Annotated in this window: 16 protein-coding genes; 9 read left to right on the top strand and 7 right to left on the bottom strand. The window is 65.4% G+C overall.

What is annotated here, in order from left to right:
* Positions 1–4: 4 nt before the first annotated feature.
* The 3 genes from fabA to fabI all read left to right on the top strand — a co-directional run bounded on the left by fabA (position 5) and on the right by fabI (position 2,895).
* Positions 5–565: a 3-hydroxyacyl-[acyl-carrier-protein] dehydratase FabA gene (fabA, locus tag H7H34_RS21185; protein WP_185926354.1), complete on the top strand. Its 561-nt coding sequence runs from the start codon at positions 5–7 to the stop codon at positions 563–565.
* A 189-nt stretch (positions 566–754) separates the two neighbouring features.
* Entirely contained in the window at positions 755–1,972 is a 1,218-nt protein-coding gene (fabB, locus tag H7H34_RS21180; protein WP_120269916.1) for a beta-ketoacyl-ACP synthase I, read from the top strand.
* Between the two features lie 86 nt (positions 1,973–2,058).
* Positions 2,059–2,895 (top strand): enoyl-ACP reductase FabI, encoded by an 837-nt coding sequence (gene fabI, locus H7H34_RS21175; RefSeq protein WP_120269917.1) that lies wholly within the window; start codon positions 2,059–2,061, stop codon positions 2,893–2,895.
* Positions 2,896–2,994: 99 nt separating this feature from the next.
* Here the strand turns inward: fabI and H7H34_RS21170 are convergent, their stop codons facing one another.
* Positions 2,995–3,624, bottom strand: coding sequence for an SH3 domain-containing protein (locus tag H7H34_RS21170; RefSeq protein WP_185926353.1), 630 nt, complete (start codon positions 3,622–3,624; stop codon positions 2,995–2,997).
* 262 nt (positions 3,625–3,886) lie between these two features.
* Here H7H34_RS21170 and H7H34_RS21165 point away from each other — a divergent pair, with 262 nt between their 5' ends.
* On the top strand, positions 3,887–4,873 hold the full coding sequence (locus H7H34_RS21165) for a 2-hydroxyacid dehydrogenase (protein ID WP_067338418.1): 987 nt from the start codon (positions 3,887–3,889) through the stop codon (positions 4,871–4,873).
* A gap of 51 nt (positions 4,874–4,924) precedes the next feature.
* On the opposite strand, the gene dnaQ is transcribed toward H7H34_RS21165, so the two are convergent.
* The 5 genes from dnaQ to H7H34_RS21140 form a co-directional block, all read right to left on the bottom strand.
* Complete coding sequence (gene dnaQ, locus H7H34_RS21160) at positions 4,925–5,629, bottom strand: DNA polymerase III subunit epsilon (RefSeq protein WP_185926352.1); 705 nt, start codon at positions 5,627–5,629, stop codon at positions 4,925–4,927.
* 175 nt (positions 5,630–5,804) lie between these two features.
* Positions 5,805–6,392, bottom strand: coding sequence for a dephospho-CoA kinase (coaE, locus tag H7H34_RS21155; protein WP_120269920.1), 588 nt, complete (start codon positions 6,390–6,392; stop codon positions 5,805–5,807).
* Positions 6,389–7,228 carry a shikimate dehydrogenase gene (locus H7H34_RS21150; RefSeq protein ID WP_185926351.1) on the bottom strand — a complete coding sequence of 280 codons (840 nt, stop codon included), beginning with the start codon at positions 7,226–7,228 and terminating at the stop codon, positions 6,389–6,391. Before H7H34_RS21150 ends, coaE begins: the two co-directional genes overlap by 4 nt.
* A complete protein-coding gene (locus tag H7H34_RS21145; RefSeq protein ID WP_185926350.1) occupies positions 7,225–7,821 on the bottom strand; it encodes a Maf family protein in 597 nt (198 codons plus the stop codon). The genes H7H34_RS21150 and H7H34_RS21145 overlap by 4 nt, the downstream gene beginning before the upstream one ends.
* 40 nt (positions 7,822–7,861) lie before the next feature.
* A complete protein-coding gene (locus tag H7H34_RS21140) occupies positions 7,862–8,713 on the bottom strand; it encodes a pyruvate, water dikinase regulatory protein (protein WP_120269923.1) in 852 nt (283 codons plus the stop codon).
* Between the two features lie 455 nt (positions 8,714–9,168).
* Between H7H34_RS21140 and hemE the strand changes: the two genes are divergently transcribed.
* From hemE to H7H34_RS21120, 4 genes are all read left to right on the top strand, one after another.
* Positions 9,169–10,194, top strand: a complete 1,026-nt coding sequence (gene hemE, locus H7H34_RS21135; RefSeq protein ID WP_120269924.1) for a uroporphyrinogen decarboxylase — start codon at positions 9,169–9,171, stop codon at positions 10,192–10,194.
* Between the two features lie 51 nt (positions 10,195–10,245).
* A complete protein-coding gene (hemJ, locus tag H7H34_RS21130) occupies positions 10,246–10,671 on the top strand; it encodes a protoporphyrinogen oxidase HemJ (protein WP_067224530.1) in 426 nt (141 codons plus the stop codon).
* Positions 10,672–11,012: 341 nt separating this feature from the next.
* Positions 11,013–12,278 carry a transcription termination factor Rho gene (rho, locus tag H7H34_RS21125; protein ID WP_067224528.1) on the top strand — a complete coding sequence of 422 codons (1,266 nt, stop codon included), beginning with the start codon at positions 11,013–11,015 and terminating at the stop codon, positions 12,276–12,278.
* A 67-nt stretch (positions 12,279–12,345) separates the two neighbouring features.
* Positions 12,346–13,017: a GNAT family N-acetyltransferase gene (locus tag H7H34_RS21120; RefSeq protein WP_371811441.1), complete on the top strand. Its 672-nt coding sequence runs from the start codon at positions 12,346–12,348 to the stop codon at positions 13,015–13,017.
* Between the two features lie 16 nt (positions 13,018–13,033).
* On the opposite strand, the gene H7H34_RS21115 is transcribed toward H7H34_RS21120, so the two are convergent.
* A complete protein-coding gene (locus H7H34_RS21115; RefSeq protein ID WP_185926349.1) occupies positions 13,034–15,127 on the bottom strand; it encodes a thioredoxin domain-containing protein in 2,094 nt (697 codons plus the stop codon).
* 112 nt (positions 15,128–15,239) lie between these two features.
* On the opposite strand from H7H34_RS21115, the gene mnmE reads away from it, so the two are divergent.
* A complete protein-coding gene (gene mnmE / locus H7H34_RS21110) occupies positions 15,240–16,610 on the top strand; it encodes a tRNA uridine-5-carboxymethylaminomethyl(34) synthesis GTPase MnmE (protein ID WP_209006280.1) in 1,371 nt (456 codons plus the stop codon).
* Positions 16,611–16,760: the final 150 nt, after the last annotated feature.

The following is a 16,760-nucleotide window of genomic DNA, read 5'->3' as shown; positions in this document are numbered from 1 at the left end:
GCCAATGGCGGCCACCTTGCGCATACGGGACAACCGATCAACCTGCGGGAATGGGAAGAACGTGCGGCAATCGAGCTACTCCTACGATGAATTGCTTGCCTGCGGACGCGGCGAGCTGTTTGGCCCCGGAAATGCGCAGCTGCCGCTTCCGCCCATGCTGATGTTCAACCGCATCACCTCGATCTCCGAGGATGGCGGCGAACACGGCCAGGGCCAGGTCCGCGCCGAGCTCGACATCCGCGACGACCTCTGGTTCTTCCCCTGCCATTTCCATGGCGACCCGGTCATGCCGGGCTGCCTCGGGCTCGATGCGCTGTGGCAGATGACCGGCTTCTTCCTCGGCTGGCTCGGCGAGCCGGGCCGCGGACGCGCGATTTCCACCGGCGAGATCAAGTTCTCCAAGATGGTCACTCCGGAAACCAAGCTGGTCGAGTACGGCGTCGACCTGAAGCGCGTGCGGCGCGGCCGCCTCGTGCTCGGCATCGCCGACGGCTGGCTGAAGGCGGACGGCGAGACGATCTATCAGGCCAAGGACCTGAAGGTCGGCCTGTTCAAGGCCGAGTGAGACCCGACGCGGACGATTGATCGCCGGCGCGGCAGCGCCTATCTGGTGAAGGCATGCCCGGCCGCGCAAACGGCCAGGCGCCCCCCGGACAGCACTGCTGCATGGCGAGACCGCGCCGAGGGTCGACATTTCGAATGATACCGGACCGGCTTCTGCGACCGGATCCGAAAGACAGCATGGGAGACCGCGATGAGGCGGGTGGTGATAACCGGAATGGGAATCGTGTCGTCGCTGGGCGGCACCACCCAGGAAGTGACGGCGAGCCTGCGCGAAGGCAAGTCCGGCATCGTTCCGGCCGAGGACTATGCGCGGCTCGGCTTCCGCTGCCAGGTCCATGGCGCCCCGACCGTCGACCCGTTCGAGGTGCTCGACCGCCGTACGACCCGCTTCATGGGACCGGGCGCGGCCTGGACCTACATGTCGATGCAGCAGGCGATCGCCGATGCCGGTCTCGAAGAGAGCGACATCAGCAATGAGCGCACCGGCATCATCATGGGCTCCGGCGGCCCGTCGACGCGCACCATCGTCGAAGCGGCCGACATCACCCGCGACAAGGGCCCGCGCCGCATCGGACCGACCGCCGTTCCCAAGGCGATGAGCTCGACCACCTCGGCGACGCTGGCGACCCCGTTCAAGATCCACGGCGTCAACTATTCGATCTCCGCGGCCTGCGCGACCACCAACATCTGCATCGGCAATGCCGCCGAGCTGATCCAGTGGGGCAAGCAGGACATCGTCTTCGCCGGCGGCGGCGAGGATCTCGACTGGACCATGTCGAACCTGTTCGACGCCATGGGCGCCATGTCGAGCAAGTACAACGACAGCGCCTACAACGCGTCCCGCCCGTTCGACAAGAACCGCGACGGGTTCGTGATCGCCGGCGGCGGCGGCGTGCTGGTGCTCGAGGAGCTGGAGCATGCCAAGGCGCGCGGCGCGACCATCTATGCCGAGATCGTCGGCTATGGCGCGACCTCCGACGGCTACGACATGGTCGCCCCCTCGGGCGAGGGCGCTGCCCGTTGCATGAAGCTGGCCATGGCCAATGTCGGCGAGCCGATCGACTACATCAATCCGCATGCGACCTCGACGCCGGTGGGCGACGAGCGCGAGGTGGAGGCGATGCGCAGCGTGTTCGGCAAGGACCTGCCGCGGATCTCGGCCACCAAGGCGATCTCCGGCCACTCGCTGGGCGCGGCCGGCGTGCATGAGGCGATCTACTCGCTGCTGATGATGCAGAACGACTTCATCGCGCCGTCGGCCCATATCGAGGAGCTCGACCCGATCTTCGCCGACGTGCCGATCGTGCGTGAGCGCATCGACAATGCGGGCCTGAACACCATCATGTCCAACGGCTTCGGCTTCGGCGGCACCAACGCCACGCTCGTCTTCCGCCGCTACAACGGCTGATCTTCACGCAAATCACATCCGGCCGGCAACGGCTGGACCGGGCGGAGCGGGGCAAGGCCCCGTCCGCTTCTCTGAAGGAGTTGGGAATGAGCGGGCTTATGAAGGGCAAGCGCGGTCTGGTCATGGGCGTCGCGAACGATCACTCCATCGCGTGGGGGATCGCCAAAGCGCTCGCGGCACAGGGGGCGGAGCTCGCCTTCACATATCAGGGCGAGGCTTTCGGCCGCCGCGTGCGGCCGCTGGCCGACAGCGTCGGGGCCAATCTGCTGATCCCCTGCGACGTCGAGGACATCGCGACCGTCGACCAGGTGTTCGAGACGCTGAAGGCCGAGTGGGGCAGCATCGACTTTCTCGTCCATGCCATCGCCTTTTCCGACAAGTCGGAGCTGCGCGGTCGCTATGCCGACACGACGCGGGAGAACTTCACCCGCACGATGCTGATCTCGTGCTTCTCCTTCACGGAGATCGCCAAGCGGGCGGCCGAGCTGATGCCGAACGGCGGCTCGATCGTGACGCTGACCTATGGCGGCTCGACCAAGGTGATGCCGAACTACAACGTCATGGGCGTGGCCAAGGCGGCGCTTGAGTCCTCCGTGCGCTATCTCGCCATGGATTACGGCCTGCAGAACGTTCGCGTGAACGCGATCTCCGCCGGCCCGGTGCGCACGCTGGCCGGGTCCGGCGTCTCCGACGCGCGGGTGATGTTCAACTATCAGAAGCAGCACTCGCCGCTCGGCCGCACCGTGACCATCGACGAGGTCGGCGGCTCCGCGCTCTACCTGCTGTCGGACCTGTCGTCCGGTGTCACCGGCGAGGTGCATTTCGTCGACAGCGGCTACAACACCGTGTCGATGCCCCGGCTCGACGCGCTGAAGACGCAGGAAGCCGAAGCCCAGGCCGCACGCCAGATCGAGGAAGTCTGAAACCGGCTTTCGCGTCGGAACAAGGAAACGAAAACGGCGGCCTCGCAAAAGCGTGGTCGCCGTTTTTCTTTGTATTTCAGTATCTTGCAGAAAGTCAGCTTATTCGAACGTTTCGTCCGGATAGACGCCGAACAGGCGCGTCTGGTCGATCCAGCCGGCGAACTTCTCGCCGCTGATCCGGCACCAGCCCTCACGGCAGCTGCCGACATTGGCCAAAACGTTCGGCCCCAGCTCGGCGACGAGGCGGGCATCGGAGCGCGGCTCGGCACGCAGCGGCGTGGTGCCGGACTGTTCCCAGGGGGTCACCAGCGCCGTGCGGCGGCCGCTGAGCAGCGAATGGAACACCCAGCCCTCCTCGCCCTGCCAGTCGCGGATACGGCGCCAGTTCTCGAATTCCTGGACGATCTCGACCGGCAGGCCGGCGCGGACATAAGTCCAGCCGATGCGGTGCTCCAGCGTGGGGCCGACGCGGACATTGACGCGCTCGGACTTGAGGCTGACGAAACGGGGCACGGGGAAGCCGCTCGGGCCCTTTGTGGTGCTCTGGGCAAGGGCTGCACCGGGTCCGGCGAGCACCTGCAGCAGCAGGAGCAGGCAGAGGCTTGCTGCGGCAAGGACGCGGGCGAGAGGTCTGCGGATGCGGGGCGGCGCAGGGCGCGCGTGCGACCGGCCGGCGTCGTCCGCCAGCTGCCTGTCGTGATCGCTGCACCGCCTTGCCAGTCCTCGCATGGGGTTCCTGTCCTTTCCCTCGACATCCGTATCGCCGCTGCCCGCGCGGCGGGTTCAGCGAAAGACCGAGAATCGCACATTTTCAAGGCAGGGCCGCATTGAGCCCGCCATCCGGCGCCATCGCGCACTCCGGTCCCTTGTTTTGACCGGACCATCTGGTAATGAGAACTGAAGCGTCGGCCCGGCCGCTGCGGCGACGACGACGCAATTTCGGACAGGTAGGGTTAAGGAGCCCTCAACAGAGCGCGAAAAGGCGAGGAGCATGCCCAGGAAGAAGCCACTGGTCGTCGTGACACGCAAACTGCCCGACGTCGTCGAGACGCGGATGCGCGAGCTGTTCGAGACGCGCCTCAACGAAGCCGACAGGCCGCTGAGCCAGGCCGAGCTGGTCGAGGCGGTGAAGACCGCCGACGTGGTGGTGCCGACGGTCACCGACCGCATCGACTCCGCCGTCCTGTCCCAGGCCGGCCCCAATCTCAAGCTGATCGCCAATTTCGGCAATGGCGTCGACAATATCGACGTCATCACCGCCAACAATCGCGGCATCACGGTCACCAACACGCCGGGCGTCCTGACCGAGGACACGGCCGACATGACCATGGCGCTGATGCTCGGCGTGCCGCGCCGCATCGCCGAAGGCATCAAGGTGCTGGAGCATGGCGAGTGGAGCGGCTGGTCGCCGACCTGGATGCTCGGCCGGCGGATCTGGGGCAAGCGACTCGGCATCATCGGCATGGGCCGCATCGGCCAGGCCGTGGCCCGGCGCGCCAAGGCCTTCGGCATGTCGATCCACTACCACAACCGCCGGAGGGTCTCCGAAGCGGTGGAGGAGTCGCTCGAGGCGACCTACTGGGAAAGCCTCGACCAGATGCTGGCGCGCATGGACGTCGTGTCCATCCACTGCCCGCATACCCCGGCGACCTATCACCTGCTGTCGGCCCGCAGGCTGAAGCTGATGAAGCCGGAAGCCTATATCGTCAACACCGCGCGCGGCGAGGTGATCGACGAGGCCGCCCTCATCCGTCAACTCGATGCCGGCCAGCTCGCCGGTGCCGGTCTCGACGTGTTCGAGCACGAGCCCGCGGTTAACCCGAAGCTGGTCGCCTCCAACAAGGTGGTGCTGCTGCCGCATATGGGATCGGCGACGGTCGAGGGCCGCGTCGACATGGGCGAGAAGGTCATCATCAACATCAAGACCTTCATGGACGGCCACCGTCCGCCGGATCGCGTCCTGCCGTCCATGCTGTGAGGATGAGGGACGGGGGAACCCGTCCCTGCCCGTCCTTTTGATGCGCCGTCTTCAGGCCTCGCCGGGCTCGTAACGTTTCCACAGGGCCTTGTCGCCCATGCCCGAGATGAAGCCGGCATGGGCCTCGATCTCGGCCGCCGTGAGGCGCGGCGCGAGCGGCACGGGGCGCGGCTGGGCGCGCGTGCGCTCATGGACGATGGTGTCCGTGCGCGTTTCCTCCTCGGCGCTGAAGGCAAGGCCCGCCTGCTTGCCGCCGATCAGCTCGATATAGACCTCTGCCAGGATCTCGGAGTCGAGCAACGCGCCGTGCTTGGTCCGGCGCGAATTGTCGATGCCGTAGCGCGAGCACAGCGCATCCAGCGAGGCCGGCGAGCCGGGATGCTTGCGCCGGGCAATCGCCAGTGTGTCGAGCACCTGCGCGGGCGGGATCGGCCCCATGCCGACGCGCGACAGCTCCATGTTGATGAAGCCCATGTCGAACGAGGCGTTGTGGATCACCAGCACCGCGTCGCCGACGAAATCCAGGAACTCCTGCGCGACTTCGGCGAATTTCGGCTTGTCGGCCAGAAACTCCGTCGACAGCCCGTGCACGTTGAACGCCTCCAGCGGCACGTCGCGCTCGGGATTGATGTAGACGTGATAGGTGCGGCCCGTCGGCACGTGGTTGATCAGCTCGACGCCGCCGATTTCCACAAGGCGGTCGCCGTTCCTGGGATCAAGGCCGGTAGTTTCCGTATCGAAGGCGATTTCCCGCAAGGTCGAGGTCCCCGTTTTCGTGCCGGCCGGCCCACAAGGCGGCCGATATCAGTGTCTCAGATCAGGCCCGGCCGCGACAGCAAGGCGCATGGCGACATGCCGTCACCCACCGGTTTTCCCCAGCTGGTACCTGGTTGATCAACCGCTTTTGCGCGGTTTGTGCGCGCGCTTTTCCTCAGGCAAGGGCGGCGACGGCCCGCAGGACCGCGCCGACCGCGCGGCGCGCGGGCTCCAGCCCCTTACCCGTATCGATGAGGAAATGAGCCCGGCGACGCTTTTCCGCGTCCGGCATCTGCTTGGCGAGGATGCCTTCGAGGCGCGCCTCGCTCATGCCGGGGCGGGCGAGCACCCGCTCGCGCTGGACCTCGGCCGAGGCGGTGACGACGACGGCGGCCCGCACGCGGCGCTCGCCGCCCGTCTCGAACAGCAGCGGAATGTCGAGTACGGCGACACGGCAGCCCCGGCGCGCGGCATCCTGAAGAAAGGCGTTTTCCGCCTCGCGCACCAGCGGGTGCACGATCGCCTCCAGCCGCTTCATCTCGTCCGGCTTGCCGATCACCCGTTCGCCGAGCCGGACACGGTCGACGGTGCCGTCCACGACGGTGCCGGGAAACCCGGCCTCGATCAGCGGCGCCGCCTTGCCGGAATAGAGCCGATGTACGGCCGCATCCGCGTCGTAGACCGCGGCACCGGCCTCGGCGAACATGCGCGCCGTCGTGCTCTTGCCCATGCCGATGGAGCCGGTGAGGCCGAGGACGATCACGCAGCCACTCCCAGATCCGCGAGCAGAAGGGCGCGCAGCTCGTCGGTCACCTGCGGGCGCACACCGAACCAGCGTTCGAAGGAAGGCACCGCCTGGTGCAGCAACATGCCGAGCCCGTCGACCACCGGGTTGCCCCTGGCCCGTGCCGCCGCAAGCAGCGGCGTTTCCAGCGGCGCATAGACCGCATCCGTCACCAGCGCGGAGACGGGAAGCGTGGAGAGGTCGATCTCCAGCGGCGGCTGGCCCTGCATGCCGAGCGAGGTCGTGTTGACGAGCAACCCGGCGCTCCCCAGAAGACTGGTGAGTTCTCCCCAGTCGGCAGCCTTCGAGTCGGACCCGAAACGGGCGCAGAGTTCTTCGGCTTTCGACCTTGTGCGATTGACGATTGTCACGGTTTTCACACCGCGCGATAGCAAGGCCCAGACAATGGCACGGGCCGCCCCTCCGGCGCCCAGGACCACCGCCTCGCGCAGGCCCTCGTCCCAACCGGGCGCCATCTGGTCGAGATTGCCGAGAAAGCCGAGGCCGTCGGTGTTGGCACCGTGCACACGGCCGTCGCCCCCCACCCACAACAGGTTGACCGCGCCCATCGCGCGGGCCGCCTCGTCGAGGGTCGCGCAGACCTCGGCAGCCGCCTCCTTGTTGGGCACCGTCACGTTGCAGCCGACGAGACCCTGGTCGCCAAGAGACTCGTAGAAGCAATGGGCTTCGTCCGGCGCCACGGCGATGCGCTCGTAGGTACCATCGATGCCGTGAAGGGCGAGCCAGTGGTTGTGGATCAACGGCGAGCGGGAATGGCTGACGGGATAGCCGGTGATCGCGGCACGCCGCGTCATGTCTCGACTGCTCCCATCTCGCGCAGCTGCTTCAACAGCGGCAGAAGCGGAAGACCGAGCACGGTGAAATAGTCGCCCTCGATGGCCTCGAAGAGCTGCACGCCGCGGCCCTCGAGCTGATAGGCGCCGACGCTCGACAGGACGACATCGCCGGTGGCGGCGAGATAACGGCCGACGAATTCCGGGCCGAAAGGCCACATCTTCATGTGCACGGTCGCGGTACCGCACCACACGGTCTCGCCGTTGAGGGCGATCGCGGCCGAGGAATGCAGCTGATGGCGCTTGCCGGACATGGCGAGAAGCTGACGGCGGGCGGCCTCCATATCCTCGGGCTTGGTCAGGCGGCGGCCGTCGAACTCGAGCACCTGGTCGGCGCCGATGACCAGCGCCCCGGGATTGCGGGCGCTCGTTTCCTGTGCCTTGGCCTCGGCCAGAACCCGGGCGATGTCCTCTGGAGGAAAGCCGGCCTCCAGCAGCGGCGCCTCGACGGCGCGCTCGTCCACCTGTGCCGGGTCGACCCGGAAGGCAAGGCCGGCATTGGCGAGCAGCTCGGCCCTGATCCGGCTGCCGCTGGCGAGAATGATGTCGGTCATGAACCCATCCGCAAGCTGTTGAAGGCCGCTTCAGGCGATATCAGGCCACGCCGCCGTTTGCCAGAGTGCTCTTGTGAGCCCGGTACAAGCTCATGATTTCCGCGGCGGTTTCCTCGATGGAGCGGCGGGTGACATCGATCAGGGGCCAGCCGTGCTCGGCGCAGATCTTGCGTGTTACCGCGATCTCGCGGGCGATCACCCGGCGGTCGACATAGGTCTCGTTCTCGAAGCCGCCCGCATTCAGCGTGAGAATGCGGTTCTGCCGCACCTGCTGGATGCGCTCCACCGAGGCGACCACGGCAACCACCATCGCCCGGCGCAGCTCGCCGAGTTGGCGGGGCAGGGGGATGTCCGGAACGATGGGAATGTTCGCCGCCTTGATGCCGCGATTGGCCAGGTAGATGCAGGTCGGCGTTTTCGAGGTGCGGCTGACGCCCAGAAGCACCACATCCGCCTCGTCGAGATTGTCCGGGATCTGCCCATCGTCATGCAGCATGGTGAAATTGAGCGCCTCGATGCGATGGAAGTAGTCGGCATCGAGCGCGTGCTGGCCACCGATACGGCCGGTCAGGCGGACATTGAGATAGGACTGGAAGACCGCGAAGACCGGCGAGAGGATGTTGACGCAAGGAACGCCGGCAGCCCGCGCCGCCTGCTCCAGCCGGCCGGCCAGCTCCGGGTCGACCAGCGTGTAGAGGACGATGCCCGGCGCATGCTCGATCTCGTCGAGCGCATGGTCGAGCTGCCGCGTCGAACGCACCAGCGGATAGACATGCTCGATCGCCTGCACGTCCTCGTACTGGGCCGTCGCGGCGCGTGCCACCGTCATCAAAGTTTCACCGGTGGAGTCCGAAACCATGTGCAGGTGGAAGAAGTTACGAGTCTTACCCAAGCTGTTATCCCCTGCCCGCGGCGTTTGTGCTGGTTAGTGTGGTCAAACAGGCCCTTTCGAGGCCGGACCCGCAAAACCATGCCCGAAGCGCGAAAACAATCAACACTGCACAGGCGGGCAAGAGCCGGAGACGGAAGGATCGCCGATAACGGGGAAAACCGGATTGTTCTTCGCCCGTCCCCAGATTGTTCGACCGTGCCTTAAAGGTTAACAGATGGTTAACAAAGCTTCAGTCGTCTGATTTGAAAGCGAAATCCGGGTTATCACCATCATGGGTAAAAGGGCTTATGCCCGAAACCCCTCGACAGGCAGTGAGCGAACAGGTCATGTGGAGCCGTGTCGACAACCGATAATCCCGGTTGTCCAGTGCCAAACAAAAACAACAGAATCCTCTTTCAAGGATTCTTTTCTTTTTTAAAGGGGGTCTCGTGTCTCAGACGGCGTCGCGACGGATCATGCAGGTGCTGGCCGGCGAAAGGCTCTGGCCGCCTCCGATCTGGATGATGAGACAGGCCGGCCGGTATCTTCCCGAGTACCGTGCCACCCGTTCAAAAAGAGTTAACTTTCTTGAATTTTGTTACGACGTAGAGCTTGCAACGGAAGTCACTTTGCAGCCCATCCGGCGCTACGGCTTCGACGCATCGATTCTCTTCTCGGATATTTTCGTGGTTCCCGATGCGCTCGGATATCCCGTTCGCTTCGAGGAAGGGCGCGGACCTGTGCTGGAACCGCTCAGCGACAAGCTCGTCGGCAATCTCGATCAGAGGCGCGCTGTCGGGCATCTCGACCCCGTCATCGAGATCGTGGCGCGCCTGCGCCGGGAACTCCCGGACGAGGTGACGCTTCTGGGCTTCTGCGGAGCCCCCTGGACGGTCGCCTGCTATTCGGTGGCCGGTCACACCACCCAGGAGCAAACGGCCGCCAGGATCGGCGCCTATCGCGATCCTGAGCTGATGCAGGCCTTCATCGACCAGCTGGTCACCGCCTCCATCGATTATCTGGTGCGGCAGTTGAAGGCCGGCGCCGACGCGGTGCAGATCTTCGACACCTGGGCGGGCGTCTTGGATGACGAGGGTTTCCGCCGCTGGTCGATCGCGCCGACGCGGGCAATCGTCGACGGCGTTCGCGCGGCCGTGCCGGGCGCGCGCATCATCGGCTTTCCGAAAGCCTCAAGCTCGCGGCTGGCGGATTACATCGCGGGAACGGGCGTCGATGCGGTCGGCCTCGACTGGACCGTGCCGGGCGGGCTTGCCCGCGAGATCCAGAAGCTGGTTCCGGTGCAGGGAAATCTCGACCCGATGCGGCTCGTGGCCGGCGGACGGGCGCTGGACGAGGGCGTCGACCAGGTGCTTGCGACACTTGGACAGGGTCCGCTCGTCTTCAATCTGGGGCATGGAGTGACACCGGACGCGGATCCGGAGAACGTCGCGCGCATGATCGAACGCGTGCGTCAGGCTCCCGATCCTCTCGAAGCGTCCTGACGGCTGCCAGGGCCTGTCCCTGGCAGAATTCCCTCTGGAAACGGATGATCGATGCTCTATCTCTGGCTGAAAGCCCTGCACATCATCTCGGTCATCGCGTGGATGGCCGCGATGTTCTACCTGCCGCGGCTTTTCGTTTATCACGCGGAGACAGTGCCGGGCACGCCGCAGAGCGAGACCTTCAAGGTCATGGAACGGCGCCTTCTCAAGGCGATCATGACGCCGGCAATGATCTCGTCCTGGATCTTCGGCCTGTGGGTTGCCTATGAGGGCGGGTTCTTCTCGTCGGGCTGGCTGCATGCCAAGCTGATGCTGGTTTTCGTGATGAGCGGATTGCACGGTTACCTTGCGCGCTGCGTGCGCCAATTTGCCGCGGATGCCAACACGCACAGCTCTCGCCACTATCGGATCGTCAACGAAGTGCCGACCGTACTTATGGTGCTGATCGTGATTCTGGTGGTGATCAAGCCGTTTTGAGCGGTTAAGCTGTGATAACCCTGCGTCGGGCGGAGAGGGTTAGTCTTGCGCCCGACGTGACAATATTGCGAGCACTCGACGAATGGTGCTTGCCCTGACGAATTTAAAAATGTAGATTCCGTCAACCTCACATCCTGCGGGCATGGTGTTGGCGAAGTTCCGGAGCGGCGGTCTTGACCCGCGTGCGAAACCGGAACTGGAGAAGCACCAGGTCGGAACGACAGCTCCGATTGTCGACCCGCAGCCATTCCCTTTTCCTGATGATCCGGGTTGCCCATATGCGGCGCGGGATCACACGCATCTACCTCTCCACCCCTCTAGCAGAAGACCATCCATTGCCCATGCGGGAAATGAAACTCTCAGATCTGAAGATCAAGACGCCGACCGAACTCCTTGCTTTCGCCGAGGAACATGAGGTCGAGAACGCCAGCACCATGCGCAAGCAGGAGCTGATGTTCGCCATCCTCAAGCAGCTGGCTGCCCAGGACGTCGACATTATCGGCGAGGGTGTCGTCGAAGTGCTGCAGGACGGTTTCGGTTTCCTGCGTTCGCCGGACGCGAACTACCTGCCGGGCCCCGATGACATCTACATCTCGCCGTCGCAGATCCGTCGCTTCTCGCTGAGGACGGGCGACACGGTCGAAGGCGAGATCCGCAGCCCCAAGGAAGGCGAACGCTATTTCGCGCTTCTCAAGGTCAACAAGATCAACTTCGAAGACCCCGAGAAGGCGCGCCACAAGGTCCATTTCGACAACCTGACCCCGCTCTATCCCGATGAGCGGCTGAAGATGGAAGTCGAGAACCCGACCAGCAAGGATTTCTCCTCGCGCGTGATCGATCTGGTCGCCCCGCTCGGCAAGGGCCAGCGCGCGCTGATCACCGCGCCGCCGCGGACCGGCAAGACGGTGTTCCTGCAGAACATCGCCAAGTCCATCACCACCAACCATCCCGAATGCTACCTGATCGTGCTGCTCATCGACGAGCGGCCGGAGGAAGTGACGGACATGCAGCGCACGGTGAACGGCGAAGTGGTGTCGTCCACGTTCGACGAACCGGCGGTGCGTCACGTCCAGGTGGCCGAGATGGTCATCGAAAAGGCGAAGCGCCTGGTCGAGCATGGCCGCGACGTGGTCATCCTGCTGGACTCGATCACTCGCCTCGGCCGCGCCTACAACACCGTCGTCCCGTCCTCGGGCAAGGTGCTGACCGGCGGTGTCGATGCCAACGCGCTGCAGCGCCCGAAGCGCTTCTTCGGTGCGGCCCGTAACATCGAGGAGGGCGGCTCGCTGACGATCATCGCGACCGCGCTGATCGATACCGGCAGCCGCATGGACGAGGTCATCTTCGAAGAGTTCAAGGGCACCGGCAACTCGGAGATCATCCTGGACCGCAAGATCTCCGACAAGCGCGTGTTCCCGGCCATCGACATCCAGCGTTCGGGCACCCGAAAGGAAGAGCTCCTTGTCGAGCCGGTGAACCTGAAGAAGATGTTCGTCCTGCGCCGTATCCTCAATCCGATGGGTACCGTCGACGCCATCGAGTTCCTGCTCGACAAGCTGCGTCAGACCAAGTCGAACGACGATTTCTTCGACAGCATGAACACCTGACGGAGCGGGGTGGGGCACGGCCCCGCGCCATCTTGAAAGATTCACGTGAAACACCCGCGGATGCCGAATGGCTTCCGCGGGTGTTGCTTTTCAAGACCCGCATGTTTCACGTGAATCAGGTCGATTCGGAGATGGAACGATGACGAACTTCACACGCTTGCGTCCGGGCGACGACAGCCTGGTGATCGAGACGGAGAGATTGCTGCTGCGGCCCTGGACCGACGAAGACCGGGAGCCCTTTGCAGCCATGACCGCCGATCCGGAGGTGATGCGCTATTTTCCCTCCGTGCTCGATCGGCAGGAAAGCGACGCCTTGATCGAGACTGCGCGCCAGCGAAGCCGCGAGGACGGGTTCTGCTTCCAGCCGGTGGTTGTCAGGCGGAGCGGCGCTTTCATCGGCTTCGTCGGGCTCAGCCGGCCACGCTACGCGGTGCCCTTTGCGCCGTGCGTCGAGGTCGGCTGGCGATTGGCCCGGTCGGCATGGGGCATGGGCTATGCGAGCGAGGCGGCCCGTGCCTGGCTTCGATTCGGTTTCGAAACTCTGGGCCTTGAAGAGATCGTCTCCTTCACCACGGTGACGAATTCTCCTTCAAGGCGCGTGATGGACCGTCTCGGCATGCAGCGGGACGAGCATGGCGACTTCGATCACCCGCTCCTTCCCATCGGGCACCCGCTGATGCGCCATGTGCTTTATCGCCTGAAGGCGGAGCGGTGGCGGGAAATGCAGGCGGGCATATGACCGGCTGGCACGTCTCCTAAAAGGCTCTTGTTCTCGGTCCCAGGAGCTGGACGAGCGCCGCCTCGATATCTGCTGCCTCGGTCACGGGCGCGCTGCACGCGCCCTGCCGGCAGAGATAGAGCGTAGGTCGGCCGTCTTTCGCGCTCTTCCCCTCCATCGGATGGCCAGCGGGGAAGGGATGACCGGTCGGGACCTCCAGGCGGAGGACGGCGGGGTCGGCAAGACCCGCCACCGCGCGGCGCAAGGCCATCGCACTATCCGACGCATCGCCCTCTACGGGCACGACCAGGACCGCCAGCAACGCATTGACGCCGGTGTCCATGGCGCTGAGCAGGCTTGCGGTCCCGAAGACATTGCCGGCGATCTCGGATCCGAACCGCGTCACGATGGCTTCGGAGCGGGCCTCCGCGTCCTGGTCTCCGGTCAGATGCCAAAGACGCTGCAGCGCTTCTGCGGCAACGCCATTGGCATTCGGCACGGCCTCGTCCATCGGGGAGAGGGGACGCAGGATGACGTCGCCGGCATCCACGGACGACAGGTAATAGCCGCCACCTTCGGCGGCAAAGTCCCGATCCAGCTGCGCGGCGAGGTCCTTCGCGTCGGTCAGGAACCGATTCGCCTCCGATATGGAGGCCGAGGTTTCGGCCAGCGCGATCGCGGCTTTCATCATCATGGCGAGATCGCTGGCAAAACCGGGCCGGGTGCTTCGACCATCCCGCCAGGCATGAGCCATCCGGCCGGTGTCGTCGCGCATCTCCTCCATGACGAACCGGTAGGCCCCGACGGCGAGCCGTCGCCAGGATTCACGTGAAACACCGGCGATGCGGAAGATGTACTCGGCCTCGGCAAGGCCCGCGATCATCAGCCCGTTCCAGTCGGCCAGAACCTTGTCGTCGCGACCGGGGCGCACCCGTGTCTCGCGCGCGGCGAGAAGCGTATGGCGGGCCTGGGCGAAGCGTGCGAGCACGTCGCCGCCGTCGTCCTCCGGCGGTATCAGCCGGTTGGGGATGCTCGAGCCTTCGAAGTTGCCCGGAGCGGTGATGTCGTAGGCTTCGCAGAAGAGCAGGGCCTCTTCGGTCTCGCCAAGGACTGCGGCGACCTGGTTGGGCGTCCAGACATAGAAGCGTCCCTCTTCGCCCTCGCTGTCGGCATCGAGGCTGGCGGCGAAGGCCGGGCCGTTCATCATCTCGCGCTGCAGCCAGGCGACCGTCTCGTCGAGTCGGGTCCGGAACAGTTCGGCGACCGGCGGAGCCAAACCGGGGAGGGCGAGTGCCCGGGCAAGGTGGGAGATGTATTGCGCATTGTCGTAGAGCATCTTCTCGAAATGCGGCACCAGCCAACGCTCGTCGACGGAGTAGCGCGCAAGGCCGCCGCCGATATGATCGTAGATGCCGCCATTGCTCATACGCTCGAGCGTGAGGATGCAGGTGCGCAGGGCCTCGGCATCGCCGGTGCGCAGGCTTGTGCGCCAGACGAGCTCGCTGACGCAGGCTTGCGGGAACTTCGGTGCACCGTGAATGCCACCATGGGTCTTGTCGTAAAGACCTGCAAGACGCTGCCCGGCGGTGATCGGCAGGTCCGACGGCAGGCGGGCGGTCGCGCCGAGCGGCGCCTTGCGGAGGTGGTCCATCAAGGCCTTGCGGTTGGTATCGATTCGCCCCCGGTCCGTTCGGTACATGCCGGCGATGGCTTCGAGAACATCGGTAAACCCGGGCCGGCCCCAGCGCGCGGTCTTGGGGAAATAGGTCCCGCCCCAGAACGGCTCGGCCTCGCTGGTAAGGAACATCGTGAGGGGCCAGCCGCCCTGTTCGCCGAGGGCATGCAGGGCGCTCATGTAGATCTGGTCGATGTCCGGGCGCTCCTCCCGGTCGACCTTGATGTTGACGAAGAGGCGGTTCATCACCTCCGCCACGTCCGGGTCTTCGAAGCTCTCGTGCGCCATGACATGGCACCAGTGGCACGCCGCATATCCGACGGAGAGCAGGATCGGCTTGTCCGTGGCGCGGGCCTCTGCCAGTGCCTCCGGTCCCCAGGGCCGCCAGGCGACGGGATTGTCCTTGTGCTGGAGCAGATAGGGGCTGGTGGCGTCGGCCAGACGGTTGTCGGTCATGGACCTCTCCGATATCAGGGCATGAGCGTGATGCGTCGGAGGTCCGACGCGCACTCGCCATCTCGTGTCTGGAAAGCTAGGTCAGTCGATGCCGGGAGCCAAGGGAAAGCCGATGGATGAGGCAGGGATTCGAATCCTCGGAAGCGGGGCAGGCGGGGATACGATCTTCGCCCTGTCCAGCGGGCCGGTGCCGGCGGGCGTCGCGGTAATCCGGCTTTCCGGCCCGCGCACACGATTCGTCCTCGAAACGATCTGCGGCATCTGTCCCGCCCCGCGGCGGGCATCCTTGCGCGACCTCCGGCGACCGGGCGATGGCGCGGTGATCGACCGGGCCTTGGTGCTGTGGTTTCCCGGACCGGCCAGCTTTACCGGGGAGGACGTTGCCGAGCTCCATTGCCATGGCGGGCGGGCGGTGGTCGCCGCCGTTCTCGAGATGCTGGCCATGGTGCCGGGATGCCGGATGGCAGAGCAGGGGGAGTTTACCCGCCGGGCCTTCGACAATGACCGCATGGATCTCCTGGAGGTGGAGGGCCTTGCCGATCTCATTGCAGCCGAGACGGAGGCCCAGCGGCGTCTGGCGATGAGCCAGGCCGGGGGCGCGCTGGCCGCCATCTATGACGGCTGGCGGGACCGGCTGACCTGGGCGCGGGCCTTGATCGAAGCGGAGTTCGATTTCGCCGACGAGGAGGATGTGCCGGACGATGTTTCGGCCGCGGTGTGGGAAGAGGTCGCGCGCCTGCGGACCGAAATCGCCCGGCACCTGGAGCGGTCGCAGCGGGCCGAGCGGCTGCGCAGCGGCGTGCAGGTGGTGCTGCTCGGCGCGCCGAATGCCGGCAAGTCGAGTCTGCTGAACGCGCTTGCGCGCCGGGACGTCGCCATCGTTACCGAGGAGGCAGGCACGACCCGAGACGTCATCGAGGTGCATATGGACCTCGACGGGTATCCGGTGACGCTGGTCGACACGGCGGGGCTGCGCGAGGAGGCGGGCCTGGTCGAGCGCGAGGGTATCCGCCGGGCACTGGCCCGCGCCGGCGACGCGGACCTGGTGCTGTGGCTGGTGGCGCCGCAGACGGATGCATCGGGTACGGTGATGGGTCCTCCGGAGGGCTCGACCGCGCTGTGGCGGATCGAGACCAAGGCCGATGCGGGAGAGATCTGGCCGGACGCCGGAACCGGGGAGCAAGCGTTCCGCCTGTCGGTTCGCAGCGGCGAAGGGGTCGACGCATTGATGTCCGCGCTGACAGCTTTCGCCGCCGCGCATGTCGGCGGGTTGGACGAGCCGCTGGCTGCGCGGGAGCGGCACCGGCGGCATCTGGAGGTGTGCTTGGCGGCTTTGGGCGATGCGTTGGTCGAGCGGCGGTCGCTGGAAATCCGCGCCGAAGACCTGCGCCGGGCCGGGGAGTCGCTCGGACGAATTGCCGGCCGCGTCGGTGTGGAGGACCTGCTGGATGTGATTTTCCGCGAATTTTGTATCGGGAAGTAAACGAGCGTTTCACGTGAAACAGCAGGAATCGAGGATCGATTCAAAACCGTAATGAAGACTCATCCGAAACGGATGGCCGAAGCGAGCTTGCAGCGTTGCTTGTCTTTGACCGGCGCGCCGGTTTTCGGGTATCACCAGCCTCACGAGTTA

This window comes from Stappia sp. 28M-7 (assembly GCF_014252955.1).
Lineage (GTDB): Bacteria > Pseudomonadota > Alphaproteobacteria > Rhizobiales > Stappiaceae > Stappia.
This window is presented reverse-complemented; position numbering and strand designations above follow the sequence as displayed.

Bases quoted from the DNA above. Each gene is read 5' to 3' on its own strand.
- fabA (WP_185926354.1), top strand. From the start codon at position 5: ATGGCGGCCACCTTGCGCATACGGGACAACCGATCAACCTGCGGGAAT.
- fabB (WP_120269916.1), top strand. From the start codon at position 755: ATGAGGCGGGTGGTGATAACCGGAATGGGAATCGTGTCGTCGCTGGGC.
- fabI (WP_120269917.1), top strand. From the start codon at position 2,059: ATGAGCGGGCTTATGAAGGGCAAGCGCGGTCTGGTCATGGGCGTCGCG.
- H7H34_RS21170 (WP_185926353.1), bottom strand. From the start codon at position 3,624: ATGCGAGGACTGGCAAGGCGGTGCAGCGATCACGACAGGCAGCTGGCG.
- H7H34_RS21165 (WP_067338418.1), top strand. From the start codon at position 3,887: ATGCCCAGGAAGAAGCCACTGGTCGTCGTGACACGCAAACTGCCCGAC.
- H7H34_RS21150 (WP_185926351.1), bottom strand. From the start codon at position 7,228: ATGACGCGGCGTGCCGCGATCACCGGCTATCCCGTCAGCCATTCCCGC.
- H7H34_RS21145 (WP_185926350.1), bottom strand. From the start codon at position 7,821: ATGACCGACATCATTCTCGCCAGCGGCAGCCGGATCAGGGCCGAGCTG.
- hemE (WP_120269924.1), top strand. From the start codon at position 9,169: ATGCAGGTGCTGGCCGGCGAAAGGCTCTGGCCGCCTCCGATCTGGATG.
- hemJ (WP_067224530.1), top strand. From the start codon at position 10,246: ATGCTCTATCTCTGGCTGAAAGCCCTGCACATCATCTCGGTCATCGCG.
- rho (WP_067224528.1), top strand. From the start codon at position 11,013: ATGCGGGAAATGAAACTCTCAGATCTGAAGATCAAGACGCCGACCGAA.
- H7H34_RS21120 (WP_371811441.1), top strand. From the start codon at position 12,346: ATGGCTTCCGCGGGTGTTGCTTTTCAAGACCCGCATGTTTCACGTGAA.
- H7H34_RS21115 (WP_185926349.1), bottom strand. From the start codon at position 15,127: ATGACCGACAACCGTCTGGCCGACGCCACCAGCCCCTATCTGCTCCAG.
- mnmE (WP_209006280.1), top strand. From the start codon at position 15,240: ATGGATGAGGCAGGGATTCGAATCCTCGGAAGCGGGGCAGGCGGGGAT.